Source organism: Methylobacterium haplocladii (genome assembly GCF_007992175.1).
GTDB classification, from domain to species: domain Bacteria; phylum Pseudomonadota; class Alphaproteobacteria; order Rhizobiales; family Beijerinckiaceae; genus Methylobacterium; species Methylobacterium haplocladii.
On sequence record NZ_BJZT01000020.1, the window covers coordinates 1 to 23,258 of the forward strand.

Below are 23,258 nucleotides of genomic sequence, written 5' to 3' on the forward strand. Positions count from 1 at the left end.
GGGCGGGCATGCGCCCGCCGCTCGCCCGCCGACGGCCTCGGCGGACGTTGCTTCGTTCCTGTTTCGAAACGCTAACGATTAACCGTTAACAAAACCCGAATCCCAGTTGCAAGCACGCTCTTTCTGAAGGTCTTTCCAGTTTGCCCGAGTCGTTGTCGGTCCGTTCCGGTCCGACGCCGATCCGGGGCTGCACAACCCTCGGAACTACCTGCTAACTCCTTCCGCGATAACGATTGGTGCCCTGCGTGGCGTGTTAGACACACCGAAGCTCCAGCCGTTAACGAAGCGATGCGCCTAATGTTAAGGAGGGAGGTAAACGAACCGTTGAGGTTGAAAAAATGAGTGAGGACCGTCGTGGAACGGCCACTCCACGACCCGGGCCGAGCCTGGCCGCAGCGATCGATGCACTCGCCGGCGTCGAAACGCTCGAAGTGTACGGCCGCGTCACGGCGATTCGCGGGTTGCTCGTCGAAGTTGCAGGACCGATCGCCGCCATGCGGCTCGGCGGCCGGATCGATATCGCCGTCGGTTCCACCGGGGCGGCAGCGGTGCCGTGCGAGATCATCGGCTTCCAGGGCGACCGTGCGCTCGCCATGCCGTTCGGCTCCCTCGACGGCGTGCGCCGCGGCTGTCCGGCCTATGTCCGGGAGGACACGGCCGGCGCGATCCGACCGACGCCGGCCTGGCTCGGCCGCACGGTCGACGCCCTCGGCCGGCCGATCGACGGGCTCGGGCCGCTACCCCAGGGGCCGGTGGCCTACCCGCTGCGGGCCGATCCGCCTCCCGCCCACGCACGCCGCCGCGTCGGGCCGCCACTCGATCTCGGGGTTCGCTGCATCAACACCTTCCTGACCATGTGCCAGGGCCAGCGCATGGGCATCTTCGCCGGCTCGGGCGTCGGCAAGTCGGTGCTGCTGTCGATGCTCGCCCGCTATACCACCGCCGACGCCGCCGTGATCGGACTCGTCGGCGAGCGCGGCCGCGAGGTGCAGGAGTTTCTGCAAGAGGACCTCGGCCCGGCCGGCCTCGCCCGCTCCGTCGTCGTCGTCGCGACCTCCGACGAGCCGGTGCTGATGCGCCGCAACGCGGCCTACCTGGCGCTGACCCTCTCCGAGTATTTTCGCGACCAGGGCGCGCAGGTCCTCTGCATGATCGATTCGATCACACGCTTCGCCATGGCTCAGCGCGACATCGGGCTGGCCGGCGGCGAGCCGCCCACCGCCAAGGGCTACACCCCCACGGTTTTCTCGGAGCTGCCGCGCCTGCTCGAGCGGGCAGGACCCGGGACCGGTGACGGCTCGATCTCCGGCCTGTTCACCGTGCTCGTCGAGGGCGACGACCACAACGAGCCGGTGGCCGACGCGGTGCGCGGCATCCTCGACGGCCACATCGTCATGGAGCGGCGCATCGCCGAGCGCGGGCGCTATCCGGCGATCAACGTGCTGCGCTCGGTCTCCCGCACCATGCCGCGGGCCTGCGATCCGGCCTTCCTCCCGACCATGCGGCGGGCTCGCGCGCTGCTGGCCACTTATGCCGACATGGAGGAGCTGATCCGGCTCGGCGCCTACCGTGCGGGCTCCTCGCCGGAGGTCGACGAGGCCGTCGCGCTCATGCCGGATCTTGAGGCTTTTCTGGGGCAAAGTAAGGAAGAAGCAACCTCCATCGGCGAGGGTTACGCACGGTTGGCCACGATCGTCGGCACCGGCTGAAAGGCCGGGTGCGCGAGAGCGGCCCGTAGCCCGCGTTGCGTTGAGATGGATGGCCCGAGATGAAATCGCGTGACACGCTGATACGGCTGCGCCGGTTCCAGGTCGACGAGAAGCGTCGCCGGGTCGCCCAGATCGAAATGATGATGTCCGACTTCAACCGCATGGTGGTCGAGCTCGACCGCGAGGTCGCCCACGAGGAGGCCCGCGCCGGCATCACCGACATCGCGCATTTCGCCTACCCGACCTATGCCCGCGCCGCCGCCAACCGCCGCGACAACATGCGCCAGTCGGCGCTGGCACTCGAAGGCCAGCTCGCCGAGGCGAAGGCCGAACTCGGCGAGGCGTTCGAGGAACTGAAGAAGGTCGAGATCCTCGAGGATCGCGAGCGCTCCGCCGAGCGTGCCGCCGCCGGCGTGCGCGAGCAGGCCGAGATGGACGCCATCGGCCTCAGCCGCGCCCGGGCCTGAACCGCCCCCCGCGCTGCGGACGACAGCCGCGGCACGACAATGTCATGATCCCGGTGCAAGGGTGCGCGCATCACGAGACCTGACCGGTCCCGCTTGCGATGCACGGCACCGTGGCGCATCAGGACCCGGTCCCCAAGCTGCGGCCGGTTCTGCATGAAGAAGATCAGCGAATTCCTCTGGCCGCTCATCGGTCTCGGTGCGGTCGTCGTCTCCTGCTACCTGCTCTACGGCCAGCTCAAGACACTGTCCTGGGTCCAGCTTCAGGCCGCCTTCGCAGCGATCCCGCTGCACCACTTCCTGCTCGCCGCGCTTTCGACCCTCGTCGCCTACGCAGCCCTCGCCTGGTACGACCGGATCGCGCTGCTGCATCTCGGCGTGCGCCACATCGGCTGGGTGTTCGTCTCGCTCTGCTCGTTCACGACCTACGCCCTGTCCCACAACATCGGCGCGTCGGTGTTTTCCGGGGCGCTGGTGCGCTACCGGGCCTACACCGCGAAGGGGCTCTCGGCCGCGCAGGTCGCGGTGCTGGTCGCGCTCTGCTCCTTCACCTTCGGACTCGGCACGCTGCTGCTCGGCGGCTTCTGCCTCGTCTACGATCCGCATCTGCTGGCGCGGCTCGACACCCTGCTGCCGAGCCTGCTCACGAACCCGACCACGGCCCGCATCGTCGGCTTCGCCATGCTCGGTTTCGTGGCGCTCTACGTGCTGGGCTCGGTGCTGCACTTCAAGCCGCTGACGATCCGCTCGTTCAAGGTCGAGTATCCGCGTCCCGGCATCATGCTCCGGCAGCTCGTCGCCGCGCCGATGGAGCTCTTGGGCGCCGCCGGCATCATCTACTTCGCGCTTCCCGACAGCCTGAACCCGGGCTTCATCCCGGTGCTCGCGATCTTCCTGGCCTCGTTCTCGGTGGCGCTGGCCTCGCACGCACCGGGCGGCCTCGGCGTGTTCGAGCTCGTCTTCCTCGCCGCCATGCAGATCGACGCCGACGACCAGAAGGCCTCGGTCGTCGCGGCCGTTCTGATCTTCCGGCTGTTCTACCTGCTGCTGCCCTTCGCGGTCGCGATCGTCGTCGTGCTGCTGTTCGAGCGCTCGCGCCTCGCCGGCGCCCTCTCCTCGCGAAAGGACCCTGCCGAAGTGCCGGAACCGCCGCTGGTGGCGCCGGGCCTGGAGCCGCACGCGATCGAGCGCCGGCTGGAGAACAAGCCGGTCTGAGCGGGGGCGAGAGGCCGATCGCTCCGGGATCCTCGCCCCGCCGCACGATGTCTTAACCCTAATCGCGCACAACCATCCCCACGGTATCGAGCGTGCGTGAGGGGGTTTCGTGCGTCTGGCAACGGTCGTTCTACTGTCGCTCGCGGGCCTGCCCGCCCTCGCCCAATCCGACCCGCCGGTGCGCGGTGTCGTCCGCGCCGTGCGCGATGCCAGCATCGCCACCGACCTCAACGCCCGCATCGTCAAGCTCCCGTTCCGCGAAGGCGAGTCGTTCAAGGCCGGCGAGACCCTCGTCGCCTTCGACTGCGACCGGACGGAAGCCGAGTTCCGCGCCGCGGAAGCCGAGGACACGGTCAACCGCATCGCCCTCGACAACGCCCAGCAGCTCGACCGCCGTCACGCCATCGGCAAGATCGAGGTCCAGGCCGCGAAGGCGAAGTGGGACAAGGCCCATGCCGCGGCCGACGCCCTGCGCTTCCGCGTACGCGACTGCCGCATCGTCGCGCCGTTTTCCGGCCGCGTCGCCGAACTCCGGGCGCGCGAACACGAGATGCCCGCCGCCGGCCAGCCGCTGCTGCGCATCGTCGACGCGGCATCCGTCGAGATCGATCTGATCGTGCCGTCGGCCTGGCTCGTCTGGCTGAAGGTCGCGACGCCGTTGCAGGTGAAGGTCGACGAGACCGGCCGGACCTACGCGGCCAAGGTGATCCGCACCGCCGCCGCCGTCGATCCCGTCTCGCAGACCATCAAGATCACCGCCGGCTTCGCTCCCGGCGACACCTCCGCCGTGCTGCCCGGCATGAGCCTCGACGCGACGTTCGAACGTCCGGGCTCATAGTGTTCTCCTCCTGCCGTCTCGAGGGCTCCGGCACCCTCCGCCGTCATTCCGGGGCTCGCCAGAGGCGAGAACCCGGAACCCACCGGACACGCTCCGGCCAGTCGTGGGTTCCGGGTTCCGCTGCGCGGCCCCGGAATGACGGGAGGGGATTTCGAACCCGTCCGCAGGGCCTCGAAGAAGCACGAGGGCGGTTGTCGTAATGCCCGCACTACAGCCGAAAACCGAAACGCCACGCCGCCGTCTCCTCGTCGATCCGGCCGGAGAGACGCTGGTGCGGATACCGGCATCGAAGCCGACCCCGGTCGAGGATGCCGGCGCCGGCCTTCGCCAGCTTCTCGGCATCGAGGCGGCGTTCCGCCAAGCCTCGGATCGCGATGCGCTCGGCCTCGCCCTCGTCAACGAGAGTGTGAAGCTGGTCCGTGCCCGGCAAGGCTTCCTGCTGAAGAAGGACGGGATCGGCGGCCTGATCGTCGAGCGGGTCTCCGGCACGGTCCAGGTCGAGCGCAACGCGCCGCTGATCGCCTTCGTCGAGACCGCCGCCGCCGCGATCCCCGGGGCCGAGCGCCTCAAGCCCCGCCCCTTCGACCTCACAGCCCAGGGCGGCGAAGAGGCGCGCAGCTATCCATTCGGCCACGGCCTCTGGATGCCGCTGCTCGACCGGGCCGGCGCCCTCATCGGCGGCCTTCTTTTCGCCCGTGAGCGCGCCTTCGACGACGCCGATACGGCCCTGGCCGCACGGCTCGCCGAAACCGGCGCGCACGCCTTGCTGGCGCTACGCCCTCCCCTGCTGCCGCGCCTGTCCGGCGATCTGCGCAAGCCCGCGCTCGCCGTCGCCGTCGCCGCCCTGCTGGCGCTCTGCCTGCCTGTCTCGATGACCGTGCTGGCGCCGGCCACCGTCACCGCCGAAAAGCCCTTCGTCGTCGCGGCGCCGATCGAGGGCATCGTCGAAGAGATCGCGGTGGCGCCGAACGCGTCCGTGGCCATCGGCGACATCGTGCTGCGCTACGTCGACACCGCCCAGCGAAATGCGCTGTCGGTGGCCGAGCGCGAGGTCCAGGTCGCCGAAGCCCGGCTACGGCAGGTCACCCAGGGCGCCTATTCCGACGAGCGCGCCCGGCGCGACGTCGGGCAAGCGCGCGCCGAACTCGCCCTGAAGGCCGCCGAGCGCGACTTCGCGCGGGACACCTTCGCCAAGACGCAGGTGCGCGCCGAGCGCCCCGGCGTCGCGGTCTATGCCGACCGTAAGGAGTGGTACGGCAAGCCCGTTGCCGCCGGCCAGCGCATCCTCGAGATCGCCGATCCGAAGACGGTGGAGGTCCGCATCGACCTTCCGGTTTCGGATGCGATCGCCCTCGCACCGGATGCCCGCGTGCGCATTTTCCTCGACACCGACCCGTTGAGCGCCCTCGAAGCCCGCGTGCAGCAGGTGACGCCGGTCTCCCGCCTGACCGATGCCGGCGTGCTCGCCCACCGCGTCACCGCCCGGCTCGATCCGTCGGCACCCGCACCGCGGCTCGGGGCGCACGGCACGGCGCAGCTCTACGGCTCGACCGTGCCGTTCGGCTTCTACCTGCTGCGCAAGCCGCTGACGTTCCTTCGGCAGAAGGTCGGGCTGTGAGCGGGATGCCGACCCTCCTCCGTCATCGCCAGCGCAGCGAAGCAATGACGGATGACGGGAGGGTGCGGGCATGATGGCCCCTCCCGGCGAACTCCCGCTCACCGCGCTCCGCGAAGACCTCCGGATCGAGCGCGGCGCCGTGCCGGGCGACGGCGGGCCGGCGCCCTGGCTCGTCTACGACCCGCTGGCGCATCGCTATTACGAGATCGACGGGACCGGCCTCGCCTTCCTGCGCGCCTGGCGGGCCGGCATCACGCCGGCCGAACTCGCCGAGGCCGCCGGGACCGCGCTCGGCCGCGACGTCACGCCGTCCGAAGTGGCGAGCTTCCGGGGCTTCTGCGAGAGCAACGGCCTCGTCGCGCATCGCGGCGGCTGGCAGGGGCTCGCCCGGCAGGTGGCGGCGCGCCGGCACGGGCCCGGCGCGTGGCTGCTGCACAACTACCTGTTCGTCCGCATCCCACTGGTGCGGCCGCAGGCCTTCCTGGACCGCACCCTGCCCCTGGCGCGCCGGCTCGCCGGCCGCCGAAGCCTGATCGCCATCGCGATGGCCGGGCTGCTCGGCCTCTACCTCGCCGCCCAGCAATGGGACGCCTTCACGGCGACCTTCCTGCAGTTCCTCACGCCCGAGGGCATGGCCGGATACCTCGCCGCGCTCGTCGCGGTGAAGCTGCTGCACGAGCTCGGCCACGCCTATGTCGCGACCCATCACGGCTGCCGCGTGCCGAGCATGGGCGTCGCCTTCATGGTGCTGATGCCGGTACTCTACACCGACACCACCGACGCCTGGCGCCTGCGCGACCGCCGCAAGCGGGTGGCGATCGACGCGGCCGGCGTCGCCGTGGAACTTGCCGTGGCGGCCATCGCGACGCTGGCATGGTCGTTTCTGCCGGAGGGCACGCCGCGCTCCATCGCCTTCTTCCTGGCCACCACGAGCTGGGTGATGAGCATCGCGATCAACCTCAGCCCGCTGATGCGCTTCGACGGCTACTACATCGCCGCCGACCTATTCGGGGTTTCGAACCTGCAGCCCCGCGCCTTTGCCCTCACCACCTGGGCGCTGCGCGAGACGCTGTTCGGCTTGGGCGATCCCTGCCCCGAGGCCTGGAGCCCGCGCCGGCGCGCGGCTCTGATCGCTTACGGCGTCGCGGTCTGGATCTACCGGCTGGTGCTGTTCACCGGCATCGCCGTGATGGTCTACACCATGGCCTTCAAGATCTTGGGTCTCTTGCTGTTCGCCGTCGAGATCGGCGTTTTTGTCATCCGCCCGATCTATCGCGAAACGCTGTTCTGGTGGGCCAACCGCGCACGGATCGCGCCGGGTGGGCGCGCGCGTGTCACCGGGGCGGCGCTCGCCGTCATGCTGGTGCTGGTTTTCCTGCCGTTCTCCGGCCGCGTCGACATCCCGGCCATCGCAGAGCCCGAGCGGACCGAGCGCCTCACCGCCGTGGCGCCGGCGCGAGTTGAATCCGTCGAGGTCGAGCCGGGCGCGGCGGTCAGCGCCGGGCAGATCCTGATGCGACTGAGCTCGCCCCGCCTCGACCACGAGTTGGCCACCGCACGGATCCGCCTCGCCCTCGTCGAATCCAAGCAGGACCGCCGCGCCGCCGACGCGCAGGACCGGGCCGGCGGCCTCGTGCTCGACGGCGAACAGGGCGTGCGGAGGGAAGCTCTCCAGGGCCTGCAGCGCCGACACGACGAACTCGTGATCCGCGCGCCCTTCGACGGCATCGTCGCGGAGATCGAGCCCGACCTCCAGCCCGGCCGCTGGGTCGGCAAGGGCGAGGAACTCGGCACGCTCGTCTCGAACGGACGACGGCAGGTGCGCGGCCTCGTGGCCGAAGACGCGATGGCGCGGCTCTATGCCGGCGCCGCCGGCACCTTCGTGCCCGACGATCTCACCACCGGCGCGATCCCGGTCGCCGTCACTTCCGTCTCGAATGCCGCGGTCTCGACCGTCGAGATTCCCGCGCTCGCCTCGCATCTCGGCGGCCCTGTGGCCGTTCGCGAGGAAAAGGGCGTCGGCCCGGTGCCGGTCGAGGCGCAATACGCCGTCGTGCTCAACCGGCCGGACGACGAACTGCGCCTGTCCGGAACGCCGGGTGTGGCGCGCGGCGTCGTGGCCGTCTCGGGCCATCGCGAAAGCATCGCCGCCCATGCGCTTCGCCGTGTCGTCGCCGTGGTCGTACGCGAGAGCGGGTTCTGATCGCGGGGCGATCGGACCCTCGTCCCATCCTTCCTTAACCATGCCGATCTAGCCTCGCCCGACAGGGACGCTCGCTGCGCCCCCGATGGACGATGGGCTGAGATCGATGTTCGAGCGCTTCCGCAGCAGGTCGCGAAACGGATCGGATGCGCTGGCTGGCCCCGCGGCGATGCCGGCCCCAGCGATCCGCGCGCTCGAGCTGCGCTTCATCTTCGACGGAGCCGCCGCGCCGGCCGCAGCCCAGGCACAGTCGGACGCCGCCGCGCAATCGCACGGCGACGGGGCCGACACCTCTCATCCCGATACCTCTCATGCCGAGCCTTCGGACAAGCAGGCGGCCGCCCCGGCCGCGGCGTCACCGGGCACGGAAACCGCCTCCGCCAACGGCCGCCACGAGATCGTGGTGATCGATCAGCGTGTCGCCGACCTGCAGACCCTGCTCGCGGGCATTCCGGCCTCGGCCGAAGTGATCCTCATCGATTCCGGCAAGGACGGGTTCGACCAGCTCGCCGACGCGCTCAAGGGGCGCAGCGACATCGACGCGATCCACATCCTCTCGCACGGTACGGCCGGCGACCTGCGTCTCGGCACCGGCGATCTGACGGCAGAGACGATCCAGGGCCGCTACGCTGCCGACCTCGCGATCATCGGCCGCGCGCTCACCGTTACCGGCGATCTCCTGATCTACGGCTGCGACTTCGCCGCGGGGGACGTCGGCGCGCGCGCCGCGGCGCTGCTGGCCCAGGCCACCGGCGCAGACGTCGCCGCCTCGAACGATGCGACGGGCCACACCGAACTCGGCGGCGACTGGGATCTCGAAGTGCATGACGGTGCCATCGAGAGCGGCGTCATCCTCAGCGATGCGGCGCAGCGCGGCTGGCACCACCTGCTCGCGGTGGCCACGATCACCGTTTCGGGCGATCCGGTCGTCAAGGACGGTGCCGGAAACGCGATCACGACCGCGCGCGCCAGCAATGGCGTGAATTATCTAGACGTCGAAAGCGGCGTCGTCGGCTCCACCGCCTTCTGGGCGAATGCCGGCATGGTGGGCGGCGTGAATGTGAGCCTTCGTGCCACGGTGATCGCGGTCGGTGAGTCGGACGACGCCGTCTCCTTCGCGACGTCCGCAACCGGAGGCGACGCATCGGTGCTCATTCGTGCGCAGGCGACGACGAGCCCTGCGGCCAACCACGCCGCCTCCGTCACGATCCGCTGGGACTTGGTTCGCGCCGACAATCCATCGGTCGCGGTGGCCGCCGACATCGATCTCCAGATCGGCGACATCGACGGTATCGGCGGCCAGCCGAACACGCGCGAGTCCGTCACGCCGTCCCAGACCGGGCTAACGTCGTACACGCTGGCCGACACGACAGACCTGATCGTGGATTCGAGCAACGACCGCATCCGCGTCTCGGGTACCCAGGACGAAACCGCCTCGCCACCGAATTCCGTGTCGATCGTGCGCTTCGACTGGACCAACGTTTCCAGTTGGCAGGTGACCTACGATCTGGCGTCCAACGCGACCACGGGTCAGGCCGCGTTCCAGCACGACGGTGATCGCAGCCTCGCCTTCACGCCCGGTGCGGTCAAAGCGATCCCCAAGGTCGATCTCGACGCGGACGATTCGAGCGGCGCCACCGGCACCGACTACAGGACGAGCTTCACCGAGAAGGGGAGCGCCGTCGCGATCGCCGACACCGATCCGCTCGTCACGAACACCGCCGCGACGGTATCGAGCGCAACGGTCACCCTGACGAACGCTCAGGCGGGCGACCAATTGAACATCGGCGCACTGCCGAACGGGATCACCGCCACGCCGTCGACCGGTTCCGGCACGATCACGGTGACGCTCTCGGGCGACGCCGATCCCGCCACCTACCAGGCTGCCCTCCAGGCGATCACCTTCGAGAATACCAGCAGCGATCCGAGCACGATCGATCGTGTCGTCAAGACACGCGTGACGAGCAACAACATTCAGGGCACGTCCGCTACGACGACAGTGGCAGTCGTCGCCGTAAATGACGCGCCCGTGCTCGATGCCGACGCTTCCTCACAGGGCACCGGCTACACGACGGGCTACACCGAGAACGGAGCGGGCGTCTCCATCGTCGACACCGACGTCTCGGTCACGGATGTCGACAATACGACGATGGCATCGGCTAGGGCGGTCATTGCAAACGGCAGCCTAGGCGATCGGCTGAGCGTCGTCGGTACGCTGCCGTCGAACATCGCCTGGACCTTCGACCCCGCGACCTACACCCTGGCCCTGACCGGTACCGCGACCAGGGCCGACTACCAGACCGCGCTCCAGCAGATCCGGTTCCTGTCGACGAGCGACGATCCGTCGTCAGCGACCCGCAGCATCGCGGTCACCGTCAACGACGGCGCGCTCGATTCGAACGTCGCCACGACGACCGTGACCGTCACCGCGGTCAACGACGCTCCCGTCAACGGCCTCCCCGCCGCGCAGACCGTGAACGAGGACACCGACCTCGTCTTCTCTGCCGCCGGAGGCAATCGCATCATTGTGTCGGACGCGGATGCCGGTGGCGGCAGCCTGACCACGACCCTGAGCGTCCTGCACGGTGTCCTGACCATCGGAGGCACCGCCAACGTCACGGTGTCGGGGAGTGGGACGGGTACGCTGACGCTCACAGGTACGGTCGCAGACATCAATACCGCGCTGAACGGCACCACCTACCGGGCCAGCGCGAACTACAACGGTGCCGACACGCTCAGCGTCGTCACCGATGACAACGGCAACACCGGATCCGGCGGGGCACAGAGCGACACGGACGCGCTGGCGATCACCGTCGCGGCCGTAAACGACGCGCCCATCAACGGCGTCCCCGCAGCCCAGGCCGTGGACCAGGATACCGACCTCGTCTTCTCGCTCAACGGAGGCAACGCCCTCACGATCTCCGATGTCGATGCGGGCAGCGCTGCCGTAAAGACGACCCTCAGTGTCGTGAACGGCACCCTGACCCTTGGCGGGACCGGCAACGTGACGGTAACCGGTAACGGGACCGACACGGTGACCGTCGTCGGCACCGTCGGCGCGATCAACGCGGCGCTCGACGGCACGATCTATCACGGCAACCCGATCTACCGCGGCTCCGAGACACTGAGGGTCACGACGGACGACCAGGGAAACAGTGGAACGGGCGGCGCGCTTTCCGACACCGAAACGGTCGCCATCACGGTCGGCTCCGACCCGAACGCACCGAGCAATGCGGTTCCGGCCGGCTCCCAGGCGGCGACCGAGGATACACCCCTCGTTTTCTCGTCCAGGTCCGGCAACGGCGTGAGCGTCACCGACCGGGAGGGCCGCGGCCTCATCGTCACCCTGTCGACCGCCAACGGCAGCCTGACGCTGTCACGCCTCGACGGGTTGAGCTTCGTCCAGGGCGACGGAACGACCGACGCGACGATGACCTTCTCCGGCTCGGAGGCGGACATCAACGCTGCGCTCGAAGGCCTCCGCTTCGATCCGTCCGCCGACTACAACGGCGCGGCCGATATCGGGCTCCTGACGCGCAGCCGCCCGAACAGCGCCGCCAACTTCACGAATGGCGGCTTCGAGAACCCGGTGATCTCGGGTTCGAGCAATGCTTTCGTCCAGGATTCCTCGGTGCCCGGCTGGATGACCGATGCGACCGATCACCAGATCGAGATTTGGAAGTCGGGCTTCCAGGGCGTCACGGCCTACGAGGGCAACCAGTTCGCGGAGATCAATGCAAACCAGGTCGCGGCGCTCTTCCAGACCTTCAATCCGACGGCGGGCACCAAGATCTCGCTGGACTTCGCCCATCGTGGCCGGCAGGGCGTCGATACCATGCAGGTGGTGGTGACGGATCTCGGCGCCGACAACACCCTCGGCACGGCCGACGACTCGGTCCTGCTCGACAAGACCTATGCCGACGGCAACACCGCCTGGGGCGCCTATCACGAGAACCTCGCCCAGAACGCCAGCGGCAACACCCTGCGTTTCGAGTTCCGCTCGATCAGCGCGGCCGGCGGTTCGCCGAGCATCGGAAACTTCGTCGACGGCATCCGGATCCAGCAATCCTTCGAGGTCGCGAGCAACATTCACGTCGTGATCGCCGCGGTGCCCGACGTCGTGGCGGATACCGTGGCCACCGACGAGGATACCGGCATCACCTTCAACGCCCTGACGGGCACGAACGGCGCCTCCGCCGACAGCTTCAGCGATCCCTCGCGCTCCATTTCCTCGGTGACGCAGGGCGCGCACGGTACCGTCGGCTTCCAGCCTGACGGCACGCTCACCTACACGCCCAATCCCGACTTCAACGGAACCGACAGCTTCACCTACACGGTGACCTCCGGCGGCACGACCGAAACGGGGACCGTGACCGTGACCGTTCGTCCGGTGAACGACGCGCCGGTCAACGGCCTCCCCGCGGCGCAGGCCGTGGACGAGGACACCGACCTCGTCTTCTCTACGGCCAACGCCAACCGCATCACCGTCTCGGACATCGATGCCGGCAGCGGCAGCCTGACGACCACGCTGAGCGTCCTGCACGGCACCCTGACCGTCGGCGGCACGGCCAACGTCACCGTATCGGGAAGCGGAACCGGTACGCTCACGCTCACCGGCACGGTCGCCGACATCAACGCGGCGCTGAACGGCACCGCCTATCGCGGGACGGCCGACTACAACGGCGCCGATACCCTGACGATCACCACGGACGATCGGGGCAACACCGGCGCAGGGGGCGCCAAAAACGACACGGATCAGCTCGCCCTGACCGTGCGTCCGGTTGCGGACCCCCCGACGAATTCGGTCCCTGCCGTGACCCAGACGGTGGACGAGGACATGCCGCTGGTCTTCTCCACCAGCACCGGAAACGGCATCCGCGTCGCCGATCCGGACGGCGGCACCGTGACTGTGACACTGAGCTCGGCGCAAGGGCGCCTCACGCTCTCGCAGACCAATGGCCTGTCCTTCCTGCAGGGCGACGGCGGTGGCGATGGGACGATGCGGTTCTCCGGCACCATCGCCGACATCAACGCCGCCCTCGAAGGCCTGCGCTTCGATCCGAACGCCGACCTCAACGGCCCCGTGCAGATCGCACTGACGACGCGGGATCCGCAGGGCGCGACCGCCTCCAGCACCATCGCCATCGACATCGCGCCGGTCGCTGACATCGTGCCGGATTCGGTCGCGACGAATGAGGACACCGCCATCACGTTCAACGCCATCACCGGCACGAACGGCGCCTCCGCCGACAGTTTCGAGGACCTCACGCGGGCCGTGACCGCGGTGACGCAGGGCGTCCACGGTCAAGTGACCTTCCAGCCCGACGGCACGATGACCTACACGCCGGAGGCGGATTTCAACGGGACAGACAGCTTCACCTACACGGTGACCTCCGGCGGCACGACCGAAACAGCCACCATCACCGTCACGGTCAGCGCGGTGAACGACGCGCCGATCCTCGACCTCGGCACTGCCGCCGCCGGCACCGGCTACGCGACGGCCTATACCGAGCGCGCCCCGGGCGTGGCGATCGCCGACGCCGACGTCTCGGTGATCGACGTCGACGATGCCGGCATGGCGTCGGCCAAGGCCGTCATCACCAATGGCCGGACCGGCGACACGCTCGCCGTCGAAGGCACCCTGCCCGCGGGCATCGGCGCAACCTTCGACGCCCAGACCTACACGCTGACGCTGACCGGGGCCGCCAGCAAGACCGACTACCAGACCGCCCTCCGGCAGGTTCGATTCTCTTCGGCGGAGCGCGATCCTTCGACCGTCACCCGCAGCATCGCCGTGAGCGTGGACGACGGCCGGCTCGAGTCGAACCTCGCCATCGCCACCATCGCCTTCACTGCGGTGAACGACGCCCCCATCAACGGCATGCCGGCGGATCAGGGCCTCGCCGAGGACACGCCGCTCGTCTTCTCGACGGCCAACGGCAACCGGATCGGCGTTTCCGATGCGGACGCGAAGAACGGCAGCATCACCACGATGCTGAGCGTCCTGCACGGCACGCTGACGCTCGGCTCGACCAGCGGCGTCACGGTCGCCGGCGACGGCACCGGCTCGGTCACGCTGACGGGCACGGTGGACGCGATCAATGCCGCCCTCGACGGCACGACCTACCGGCCGGCGGCGGACTACAACGGCGCGGACACACTCACCGTTCTCACGAACGACAACGGCAATACCGGCTCGGGCGGCGCGCAGAGCGACACCGACGCGATCGCTCTGACCATTGCCCCGGTCAACGACGCTCCGCGGTCCGGCATCCTGCCCGCGATCGGCTCGCTGGAAGGCGATGCCGTCGCGACTGCCGATCTCGGACGCTACTTCTCCGATGTCGAGGGGGACACGCTGCGCTTCACGAGCGCCGGCCTGCCGCCCGGTCTCGCGATCGATCCGTCGACCGGCCTCGTCAGCGGGACGATCGACCGTTCGGCCTCGCGCGGCGGCGTGAACGGCGACTACGCCGTCACGGTCACAGCCGACGACGGCAGTGGCGGCGTCACCAGCCGCACGTTCGTCTGGCGTGTCGTCAATCCGGCGCCGGTCGCGCGGAACGACGGTGCGATCGTCGATGCAGCGACCCCGGTGGCCGGCTCGGTTCTCGCCGACAACGGCAACGGTCCAGACAGCGATCCGGACGGCGACCCGCTCGCAGTCGCCGCCGTGAACGGCGCGGCAGCCAACATCGGACAGTCCGTCGCCGGCTCGGCCGGCGGCCGCTTCATCGTGCTCACGGATGGGAGCTACCGCTTCGATCCGGGCAGCGATTTCGCCGATCTCGCCCCGGGCGAGACCCGCACCACGCGGATCACCTATACGGTCGCCGACGGCGACGGCGGCACCGCGGAGGCGAGCGTCGCCGTCACCGTGACGGGGCGCAACGCCCCGCCTGCCACCCTCGCACCGGGCGACCGTGCCTTCGCCGACGGACAGACCGTGGCGCTGCCACTCGGCAGCCTGTTCGCCGATCCCGACGGCCGAGCGCTCAGATTCGGCGCAGACGGCCTGCCGCCGGGCCTGAGCATCGATCCGGCGACCGGCGCCGTGACCGGCACGGTCGACCGTGCGGCCTCGGGTGCCACCGGGCTCGCCGATTACCGGGTCACGATCACCGCGACCGATCCGCAGGGGACGACGACGGAGCGCAGCTTCACCCTCCGCGTCACGAACCCGCCCCCGCAGGCGGCGGACGATCGAGCGACCACGGTCGAGGATACGCCAATCACGATCGACGTCCTCGCCAACGATCGTGATCCCGACGGCGACGCGCTCGCCATCGTCGCCACGGGCGATGCCGCCCCGAGCGCCGGCCACGGCCGCGTCACGGTGGTGAACGGCCGCCTCGCCTACATTCCGGACCCGAACTTCAACGGCACCGACACGATCACCTACACGGTCTCCGACGGGAACGGGGGCACCAGCACCGCCTCGGTCACCGTCACGGTGAGCCCGGCCGACGACGCGCCGGATGCCGGCCCTCTCCCCGACCAGTTCGGCCGCGACGGCGCCCCCGTCCGCTACGACGTCTCAAGCCGTTTTCACGATGCCGACACCGACCCCTCGATCGTGCAGGCTCCGACCGGCGACAGCCTGCGCTTCACCGCCACCGGGCTGCCCCCCGGCCTGAGCATCGATCCGGCGACGGGCGTGATCATCGGCACGCTACCGAGCGATGCCTCCGCGGTCTCACGCTACGCCGTCACCATCACCGCGACGGATGCCTCGGGCGCGAGCGTCGCTCGGGGCTTCACCTGGACGGTGAGCAACATCGCGCCGCTCGCCGCACCCGACACGGCCGCCACCCGCGAGGGAACGATGGTCCTCGTCGCGGTCACCGCCAACGACGTCGATCCGGACGGCGACCCGATCCGCCTCGTCGACGAGCCCGGCGCGGCGAGCGCAGCCCATGGCAGCGTTACCGTCGATCCGGCGACGGGCCTTCTCGCCTACACGCCCGATTTAGGCTTTTCCGGCAGCGATACCGTCGTCTACACGATCGCCGACGCGCAGGGCGGCCGCACCACGGGCATCCTCACGGTCAACGTCGCGCCCTTGAACGACCGCCCGGTCGCGCCGGAGACCCTGCCCAGCCGCACCGTCGCCGACGGCGAGAGCGTGCGGGTGTCCCTCGAAAACCTCATCGCCGATCCCGACGGCGACCGGCTCGCCTACTCGGTGACCGGCCTGCCGCCGGGCCTGAGCATCGACCCGGCCACCGGCGAGATCGCCGGCACGATCGACCGGGCCGCTTCCGGGCCGAGCGGGCGCGCGACCTATGTCGTGACCCTCACCGCCACCGATCCGAATGGTCTCGCTGTCACGCGCAGCTTCGCCTGGACCGTGACCAACCCCGCTCCCACGGCCGTCGACGACACCATCGCGACAGCCGAAGACACGCCCGTCGACATCGACGTCACCGCGAACGACACCGATCCGGACGGCGACGCGCTCAATGTCGTGCCGGGCTCGATGGCGGCGGAGCACGGCACCGTGACCCTGAACCCGGACGGCAGCCTGCGCTACGTGCCGGATCGGGATTTCAACGGCACCGACCGCATCGTCTACACCATCACCGACGGCAATGGCGGCTTCGCCACGGCCTCCGTCACGGTCGCCGTGACACCGGTCAACGACGCCCCGATCTTCGATCCGTCCTCTCCCGCCCTCGCCGACCGTTCGGCGAACGACGCAGAATCGGTCGCGATCCCGGCCGGCAGCGCCTTCCGCGACGTTGACGTCGGCGACCGGCTGACCTTCAGCGCGACCGGCCTGCCGACGGGCCTCACCGTCGATCCGGCGACGGGCCTGATCTCCGGCACCATCGCCTCCGATGCCTCCGGCCGTGTTCCGGGCGGCGCCTACACGATCGTGCTGACGGCCACCGACACAGGCGGAGGCTCGGCCACGACGCGGTTCACGATCACCGTGGCGAATCCCGTCCCGATCGCGGCCGACGACGACGCCACGCTCTCCGAGGACGGCGTGCTCACCGGCAGCGTCCTCGGCAACGACCGCGATCCCGACGGCGACGCGCTCCGGGTCGATCCGGTGCCGGTGGCCGGGCCCGCCCACGGCCGCCTCGACCTCAGGCCGGACGGAACGTTCACCTACACGCCGGACGCCGATTTCCACGGAACCGACGCCTTCACCTACGCCCTGATCGATTCCGACGGAGGCCGCGCGACGGCCACCGTCCACCTCACGGTGGATTCGGTGAACGACGTGCCGACCGCCAGCGCCGACCCGCTCACGCTTCCGGCGAACACCATCGGCACCGGCCGGATCGCCGCCGCCGACCGCGACGGCGATGCCCTGAGGTTCCGACTGACCGATCAGCCGGTCAACGGCACCGTCACGCTCGCTGCCGACGGCTCCTATGCCTACAGGCCCTACGCCGCCTTCAGCGGTGCCGACAGCTTCGTCGTCGAAGTGAGCGACGGCAACGGCGGCCGCACATTCGTCACGGTCGCCATCACCATCACACCGAACCCGGTCCAGGTGCCGCCATCCGCGCTGGTTCCGATCCTGTCGCCGTCCCAGCCATTCTCCGATCGCCCGGCCGCGCCGCCGGTGCTGCCTTCGGCATCGGCCATCGCCGCCAACGGGATCGTCCTGCCCGCCGTGACCGAGATCGATGCGCTCGGCTCCATCGGGGATGTCATCCTCGCCGACGGAGCCGTGGTGGCTGCAGTGAACGGCGTCGCCTCGCTGCACGGCACGACGATCCTCGTCGACCGGTCGGTGACGCTCGACGAGAGCGACCGGATCGCGCGGCTCGCGTGGGAGCGCTTGGAGCGCGTGCCGATCGACGAGACGCCCTGGTTCTCACCCCGGCCCTATCTCGGACGGTCCCTCGGCGTCTCGCTGACGGCGGATGCCGACGGCTTCGGCACGAACGATCTGACAGTCGAGGCCATCCGCCGGCCGGACGCGCTGGCGATCAACCTGCGGAACCACGCCCCCGGCCTCGAAACCGTGGCAGCGGTCCGCCTATTTGGGATCGACGGCGCGCCCCGTCCCGACTGGATCGAGAGCGACGGCAAGGGCGGTTTCTGGGGACGTCCCCCGGCCGGCACCGGTCTCGTCCGGATCGAGTTGGAGATCGAGTTGGAGGACGGGCGCATCGTCCGTCGGCCCCTCAGCATCGACGCCGAAACCGGAGAGATTCGCGCATTGCCGCCGGCAAAGCCCGCGGGCGACCCGAAACCTCGCGGCGCCCGCGACCCGGAGCCTGCCCCGCGGCCCGATGCGCCCCTCTTCACGGCCCAACTCGCTTCGCTCGGAGGACGTGGCACCCATGATCTTGCTTTGATCGAAATGGCGCTCGCCCGAGGGCACTGAACCGTGAGACCTGTCCGGGGGCCGACTTTGACGCTTCGTTTACCTTAAACGCCGAAACATCGAGGGGTCGCGAGAGCGTGTCCCCGGGGGTTCCCGAGTACGCCCGAGCTGAGGGGTATCGGGGACCATGTTCGAGTATCGGCACGCCGCCGGCCGGCGGATACGCCGCATCGCCGCCGCCCTTGTCGGGGCGACGGCGCTCGCGACGACGATGGCGGGCTGCACGCTGAAGCCGCAACAGATGGGACCGGCCGAGCTCGGCGCCTACGCCGCGGACAAGCTGCGCCGCGTGACCGCCGACCAGCCGTTGCCAGGGCCCCAGATCGACCTCTACGAGGCCTTCGCCCGCGCCCTGAAGTACAACCTCGACCAGCGCGTCGAGATCATGCAGACGGCGGTGCGTGCGCAGGAGTTGAGCTTCGCCAGCTACTCGATGCTGCCGAACTTCGTCGCCAACAGCGCCTATGCCGGCCGAGACAGCTATGCCGCGAGTTCCTCGATCTCGGTGCTGACGCAGCGCCAGTCGCTGGAGCCGTCCTACAGCCAGGACAAGAACTACGTCTTCAGCGACCTTTCGCTGAGTTGGAACATCCTCGATTTCGGCCTGTCCTACATTCGCGCCCGGCAGGCCGCCGACGCGGTCCTCATCGCCGAGGAATGCCGCCGCCGCGTGGTTAGCCGGATCATCGAGGACGTGCGCACGGCCTATTGGCGCGCGCTGACGAGCGAGCGCCTCGTCAACCGCCTGCGCCGCCTCGAAGGCCGCGCCCAAGCCGCCATCGGCGACGCGCGCAAGCTCTATTCGGACCGCCAGACCTCGCCGATCACCGCGCTGACCTACGAGCGCGAATTGATCGAAATCAAGCGCGAGGTCCAGCGGGTCGAGGCCGACCTGCTCGTCGCCCGCAGCCAGCTCGCCGCCCTCATGAACCTGCCGCCCGACCTGCCGTTCCGGCTCGCCGAGATGGAGGGCGTCGAGGCCGGCCTGAAGCTCGGCGTGCCCGATTCCGACCTCGTGAAGGTCGCCCTCGAGAACCGCTCGGAGCTGCGCGAAGTCGCCTACCGCCAGCGCATCAACGGCCGCGAGGCGACCGCTGCGCTCCTCGAACTCCTGCCCGGCATGAACCTCATCGTCGGCGGCAACGCGGATTCGAACCGCCTGCTCTACAACTCGAACTGGGTCGGCTGGGGAGCGCGGGCCAGCTGGAACCTCCTGAACGTCTTCCGCTATCCGGCACGGCAGGGGCTGATCGACACGCAGGATGCGCTCCTCGACAAGCGCGCGCTGGCGGTGACGATGGCGGTGCTGACGCAGGTCCATGTCAGCCGCATCCGCCACATCCTGTCTATGAAGGAGTTCCAGACCGCAGCGGAATTCCGCCGGGTCCAGCGCCGCATCGTCGAGCAGCTGCGCGCCTCGGCCGCGGTGGAGTCGGCGAGCGAGCAGACCCTGATCCGCGAGGAGATGAACACGCTGATCGCCGAAGTGAAGTACGACCTCGCCCATGCGGCCGTGCAGAACGCGCGGGCCAACGTCTACGCTTCGCTCGGCCTCGACACCTTCCCGCTGGCGATGATCGACGGCAGCGACCTGCCTACGCTTCGGCAGGCGGTGCAGGGCAGCTGGCTCGGGATAGGCGCCGTGTTCGCTGCAGCGCCACCGATCCCGCGGGTTCCCACCGGAGCGCCACCGCTGGTGCTCCGGCACTGAGCCGGCTGCGGCTCCCGATACCGCTTCCTCTCGATCAGATCGGTGGTGCGCGTGCCCCCTCTCTCCGCAAGCGGGGCGAGGGGATGCGCGCCGCCCGAACAGATTGGCCGGAACCGGTAGGTGGGATCAGGATCCCGAGACGAGCCGATAGGCCGTCATGCCGATCAGCATGGTCGCGACGAACACCGCCACCGGGAGCACCCCCGTCGAGAGCGCGGCCACGGCCGGGCCCGGGCAGAAGCCCGACAGGCCCCAGCCGATGCCGAACAGGGCCGAGCCACCGATCAGCCCTCCGTCGATCCGGCGGTTCGTCGGGATCTGGAACTCCGGCGCGAAGGCCGGCTTCGGGAGCCGCCGCACGAGCTGGTAGCCGAGCGCAGCGATGGTCACGGCTCCCCCGAGAACGAACATCAGGCTCGGGTCCCAGGCTCCCGTCACATCGAGGAACCCGCGGACCCGGGCCGGATCGAGCATGCCCGACAGCGACAGGCCGAGCCCGAAGATCAGGCCCGATCCGAGCGCCGCGACAAGGCGCGCCGGGGCGCTCACGAGGACCACCACGTCGCGCAGGCCCTGGCGAGCACCACGGTCAGTATCCCGGCCGACAGGAAGGTCAGGACGGCAACGAGCGAGCGGGGCGAGAACCGCGCCAGTCCGGCGACGCCGTGGCCGCTGGTGCAGCCCGAGCCGAGCCGGGTGCCGAAGCCGACGAGCAGGCCCGCGACGGCGAGCACCGGCAGGGAGGCGACGATCGTCATCGCCGGCCAAGCTCCGGCGAGCCACGCGAAGACCGGCGGCCCGAGCACAAGGCCCGCGACGAAGGCGGCGTCGATGAGCCTGCGCTCGCCCCGGTCGGTGCCGAGGCCGGCGACGAGGCCGCTGACACCGGCGATGCGGCCGTTCAGCAGCAGCAGCAATGCCACCGACAGGCCGATCAGTGCGCCACCGGCGAGGGAGGCGAGATACGGGCTCACGTCCGATCCCCATGCGCATCGAGCCAGCGCGCCGCGCCGGTCAGGTCGAAGCCGCGCTCCGAACCGTAAGCGAGCAGCTCGGTGCGGGAGAGGTTCCCGGCCAGCACCTCGCCGATCGCCCAGAGCGTCAGGGAGCGCGTGCCGCTCCGGCAATGCGCGACGACGGGGCCAGGGGCGGCGAGAACCGCCTCGCGAAAGCGGTCGACGTCGGAGCGGCTCAGGCTCGGCCCGGTGACGGGCAGGTGGAGATAGGCGAGGCCCGCGGCCTCGGCCGCCGCGCGTTCGACCTCCGTGCCCGGTTGGGCCGCCTCCTCGTCGTCGGGCCGGTTGTTGATGAGGAGCACAGTGCCGCCGGCCCCGAGCGCGGCGATCTCCGCGGCGTCCGGCTGGTCAGCGACCGAGAGCTTTTCGTGGACGGGGGTGAGTTTCATACCGGCCTCCCACCGGCGAGCGCGTCCGCCGGCTGTGTCGGCGTATCGCGGCGGACGACGCGAAACAAGGCTTGCAAAACCGACAGCAATCGCCAATTATGTAATCAGATCAATGGCTTAACGGAAGAATCATGCTGCTGGACAGGGTTTCCGCGACGCAAAGTTTCTCCCATCTGGACGCTTCGGAGGAAAGCTACTCTCCCACCGCATCGGATACGGATCGCGCCGGGCGGCCGGCGGGCGGCGCGAACCGGCATGCGGCGAAATCGAGCGTCGGACCCGGCGCGATGGTCCCGGGAGACCGCGTCGTCTTCGCGCGGCTCGACGTGGCCGAGGCGCTCGGCATCTGGCGCCACGCCACCGGCCGCGTGGTCGACACCCACGACGAAACGCAGGCCGCCTCCGAGGGTCGTGTCACCGTCGACGTGCAGTTCGACGGCCACGAGACCCTGCAGCGCTACCTGCCCGACCTGTTCGAGAAACGGACGAACTAAGAATGTCCCCGCAAGTAAGGATCCCCGCGTGAGTCTCGGCGCCGTTCTCGATGCGCGGTCGTCGCTGTCCAAGGCCCCGCTCCGGGCGACCAGCCGATCCTCGACCGTGGACGCGGTCTGGCACGAGTTGCGCTCTGAGGCCGAGGCGGCGCTGATCGAAGAACCGCTCTATGCCGGGATCATACAGGCGACGGTGCTCGACCAGCGCAGCATCGCCCAGGCCTTCGCCTATCGCCTCGCCCACCGGCTCGGCGACGGCGACCTGTCGCGGCTCGCCATGCGCGACCTCTGCCTATCGGCCTTCGAGGCCGACCCGCATGCGAGCGCCCATGCGGTGCGCGACCTCGTCGCCATCCGCGAGCGCGATCCGACCTGCCGACGCTATCTCGATCCGTTCCTGTTCTACAAAGGGCTTGCGGCGCTCGAAGGCTATCGCGTCGCGCACTGGCTCTGGCAGCAGGGCCGGGCGACGCTGGCTCTCCACGTGCAGAGCCGTATCTCAGAGATCTTCGGGGCCGACATCCATCCGGCCGCGCAGATCGGCTCGGGCGTGTTCATCGATCACGCCACCGGCGTGGTCATCGGCGAGACCACCATGGTCGCCGACGACGTCTCGATCCTGCAGTCTGTAACGCTCGGGGGCAACGGCAAGGAGAGCGGCGACCGCCATCCGAAGATCGAACGGGGAGTCCTCCTCAGCGTCGGCGCCAAGGTGCTCGGTAACATCCGGGTCGGAGAAGGCGCGAAGGTCGCCGCCGCGGCCGTGGTGCTACACGACGTCCCTGCGCACACCACCGTCGCCGGTGTGCCGGCGCGCGTGGTCTCGAAGCTGCCGCGGAACGAGGAACCGGCGCAGAGCATGGACCAGTTCTTCGGCGACGGGATCTGATCGGCTGCGTGCGAATCAGCCCCGCGAGCCGAGCTCCGCTTCGACGAGCGACCGCAGCGCTGGACTTGAGAACGGGGTGCCGGACGATCGCAACGGCGGCGCATGAGTGAGCGGTACTCACCGGGCACACATGCAGGAGGCGCGGCGCAACGGTAGATGATTTTTTCGCCGTCGCCCCCGTCGACGGCGGCATTTCAAGAATTAAATTCTACTAGATTGAATTTATTTAGTAGGATAATTTTGTATTTTACCTATCAGTAGGATGATGCACTGCCTATTGGCATAAATTAAGAAAATCCTTCCATTGACCGGATGTCGCAGGCGCGGCTAGACCATTGACCGTTCCCAGGGCGACACAAGT

Annotated in this window: 13 protein-coding genes; 10 read left to right on the forward strand and 3 right to left on the reverse strand. The window is 69.3% G+C overall.

Annotated features, from left to right (window positions below; translation table 11 throughout):
- Positions 1–338: 338 nt before the first annotated feature.
- From fliI to MHA02_RS10070, 8 genes are all read left to right on the forward strand, one after another.
- The gene (fliI, locus tag MHA02_RS10035) at positions 339–1,709 is read left to right on the forward strand and encodes a flagellar protein export ATPase FliI (protein ID WP_147078506.1); all 1,371 of its coding nucleotides are present in this window, start codon (positions 339–341) and stop codon (positions 1,707–1,709) included.
- 59 nt (positions 1,710–1,768) lie between these two features.
- Positions 1,769–2,176 (forward strand): flagellar export protein FliJ, encoded by a 408-nt coding sequence (gene fliJ, locus MHA02_RS10040; RefSeq protein ID WP_147078507.1) that lies wholly within the window; start codon positions 1,769–1,771, stop codon positions 2,174–2,176.
- 153 nt (positions 2,177–2,329) lie between these two features.
- On the forward strand, positions 2,330–3,388 hold the full coding sequence (locus MHA02_RS10045) for a putative bifunctional lysylphosphatidylglycerol flippase/synthetase (RefSeq protein WP_147078508.1): 1,059 nt from the start codon (positions 2,330–2,332) through the stop codon (positions 3,386–3,388).
- 109 nt (positions 3,389–3,497) lie between these two features.
- Positions 3,498–4,226, forward strand: coding sequence for an efflux RND transporter periplasmic adaptor subunit (locus MHA02_RS10050; RefSeq protein ID WP_147078509.1), 729 nt, complete (start codon positions 3,498–3,500; stop codon positions 4,224–4,226).
- A 271-nt stretch (positions 4,227–4,497) separates the two neighbouring features.
- Complete coding sequence (locus tag MHA02_RS10055) at positions 4,498–5,844, forward strand: efflux RND transporter periplasmic adaptor subunit (RefSeq protein WP_170249157.1); 1,347 nt, start codon at positions 4,498–4,500, stop codon at positions 5,842–5,844.
- 70 nt (positions 5,845–5,914) lie between these two features.
- The gene (locus tag MHA02_RS10060) at positions 5,915–8,047 is read left to right on the forward strand and encodes a site-2 protease family protein (protein WP_147078511.1); all 2,133 of its coding nucleotides are present in this window, start codon (positions 5,915–5,917) and stop codon (positions 8,045–8,047) included.
- Positions 8,048–8,153: 106 nt separating this feature from the next.
- Positions 8,154–18,398, forward strand: a complete 10,245-nt coding sequence (locus tag MHA02_RS10065; protein WP_170249159.1) for an Ig-like domain-containing protein — start codon at positions 8,154–8,156, stop codon at positions 18,396–18,398.
- 127 nt (positions 18,399–18,525) lie between these two features.
- Positions 18,526–20,109, forward strand: coding sequence for a TolC family protein (locus MHA02_RS10070; protein WP_147078513.1), 1,584 nt, complete (start codon positions 18,526–18,528; stop codon positions 20,107–20,109).
- A gap of 126 nt (positions 20,110–20,235) precedes the next feature.
- Here the strand turns inward: MHA02_RS10070 and MHA02_RS10075 are convergent, their stop codons facing one another.
- The 3 genes from MHA02_RS10075 to MHA02_RS10085 are packed head-to-tail and all read right to left on the reverse strand — an operon-like array spanning position 20,236 to position 21,514.
- A complete protein-coding gene (locus MHA02_RS10075) occupies positions 20,236–20,658 on the reverse strand; it encodes a YeeE/YedE family protein (RefSeq protein ID WP_147078514.1) in 423 nt (140 codons plus the stop codon).
- Positions 20,655–21,083, reverse strand: coding sequence for a YeeE/YedE family protein (locus tag MHA02_RS10080; RefSeq protein WP_147078515.1), 429 nt, complete (start codon positions 21,081–21,083; stop codon positions 20,655–20,657). Before MHA02_RS10080 ends, MHA02_RS10075 begins: the two co-directional genes overlap by 4 nt.
- Positions 21,080–21,514, reverse strand: coding sequence for a protein tyrosine phosphatase family protein (locus tag MHA02_RS10085; protein ID WP_147078516.1), 435 nt, complete (start codon positions 21,512–21,514; stop codon positions 21,080–21,082). The genes MHA02_RS10080 and MHA02_RS10085 overlap by 4 nt, the downstream gene beginning before the upstream one ends.
- 287 nt (positions 21,515–21,801) lie before the next feature.
- Here MHA02_RS10085 and MHA02_RS10090 point away from each other — a divergent pair, with 287 nt between their 5' ends.
- Entirely contained in the window at positions 21,802–22,008 is a 207-nt protein-coding gene (locus MHA02_RS10090; protein WP_147078517.1) for a hypothetical protein, read from the forward strand.
- A 28-nt stretch (positions 22,009–22,036) separates the two neighbouring features.
- Positions 22,037–22,897, forward strand: a complete 861-nt coding sequence (cysE, locus tag MHA02_RS10095; protein WP_147078518.1) for a serine O-acetyltransferase — start codon at positions 22,037–22,039, stop codon at positions 22,895–22,897.
- The last annotated feature ends 361 nt before the right edge of the window (positions 22,898–23,258 follow it).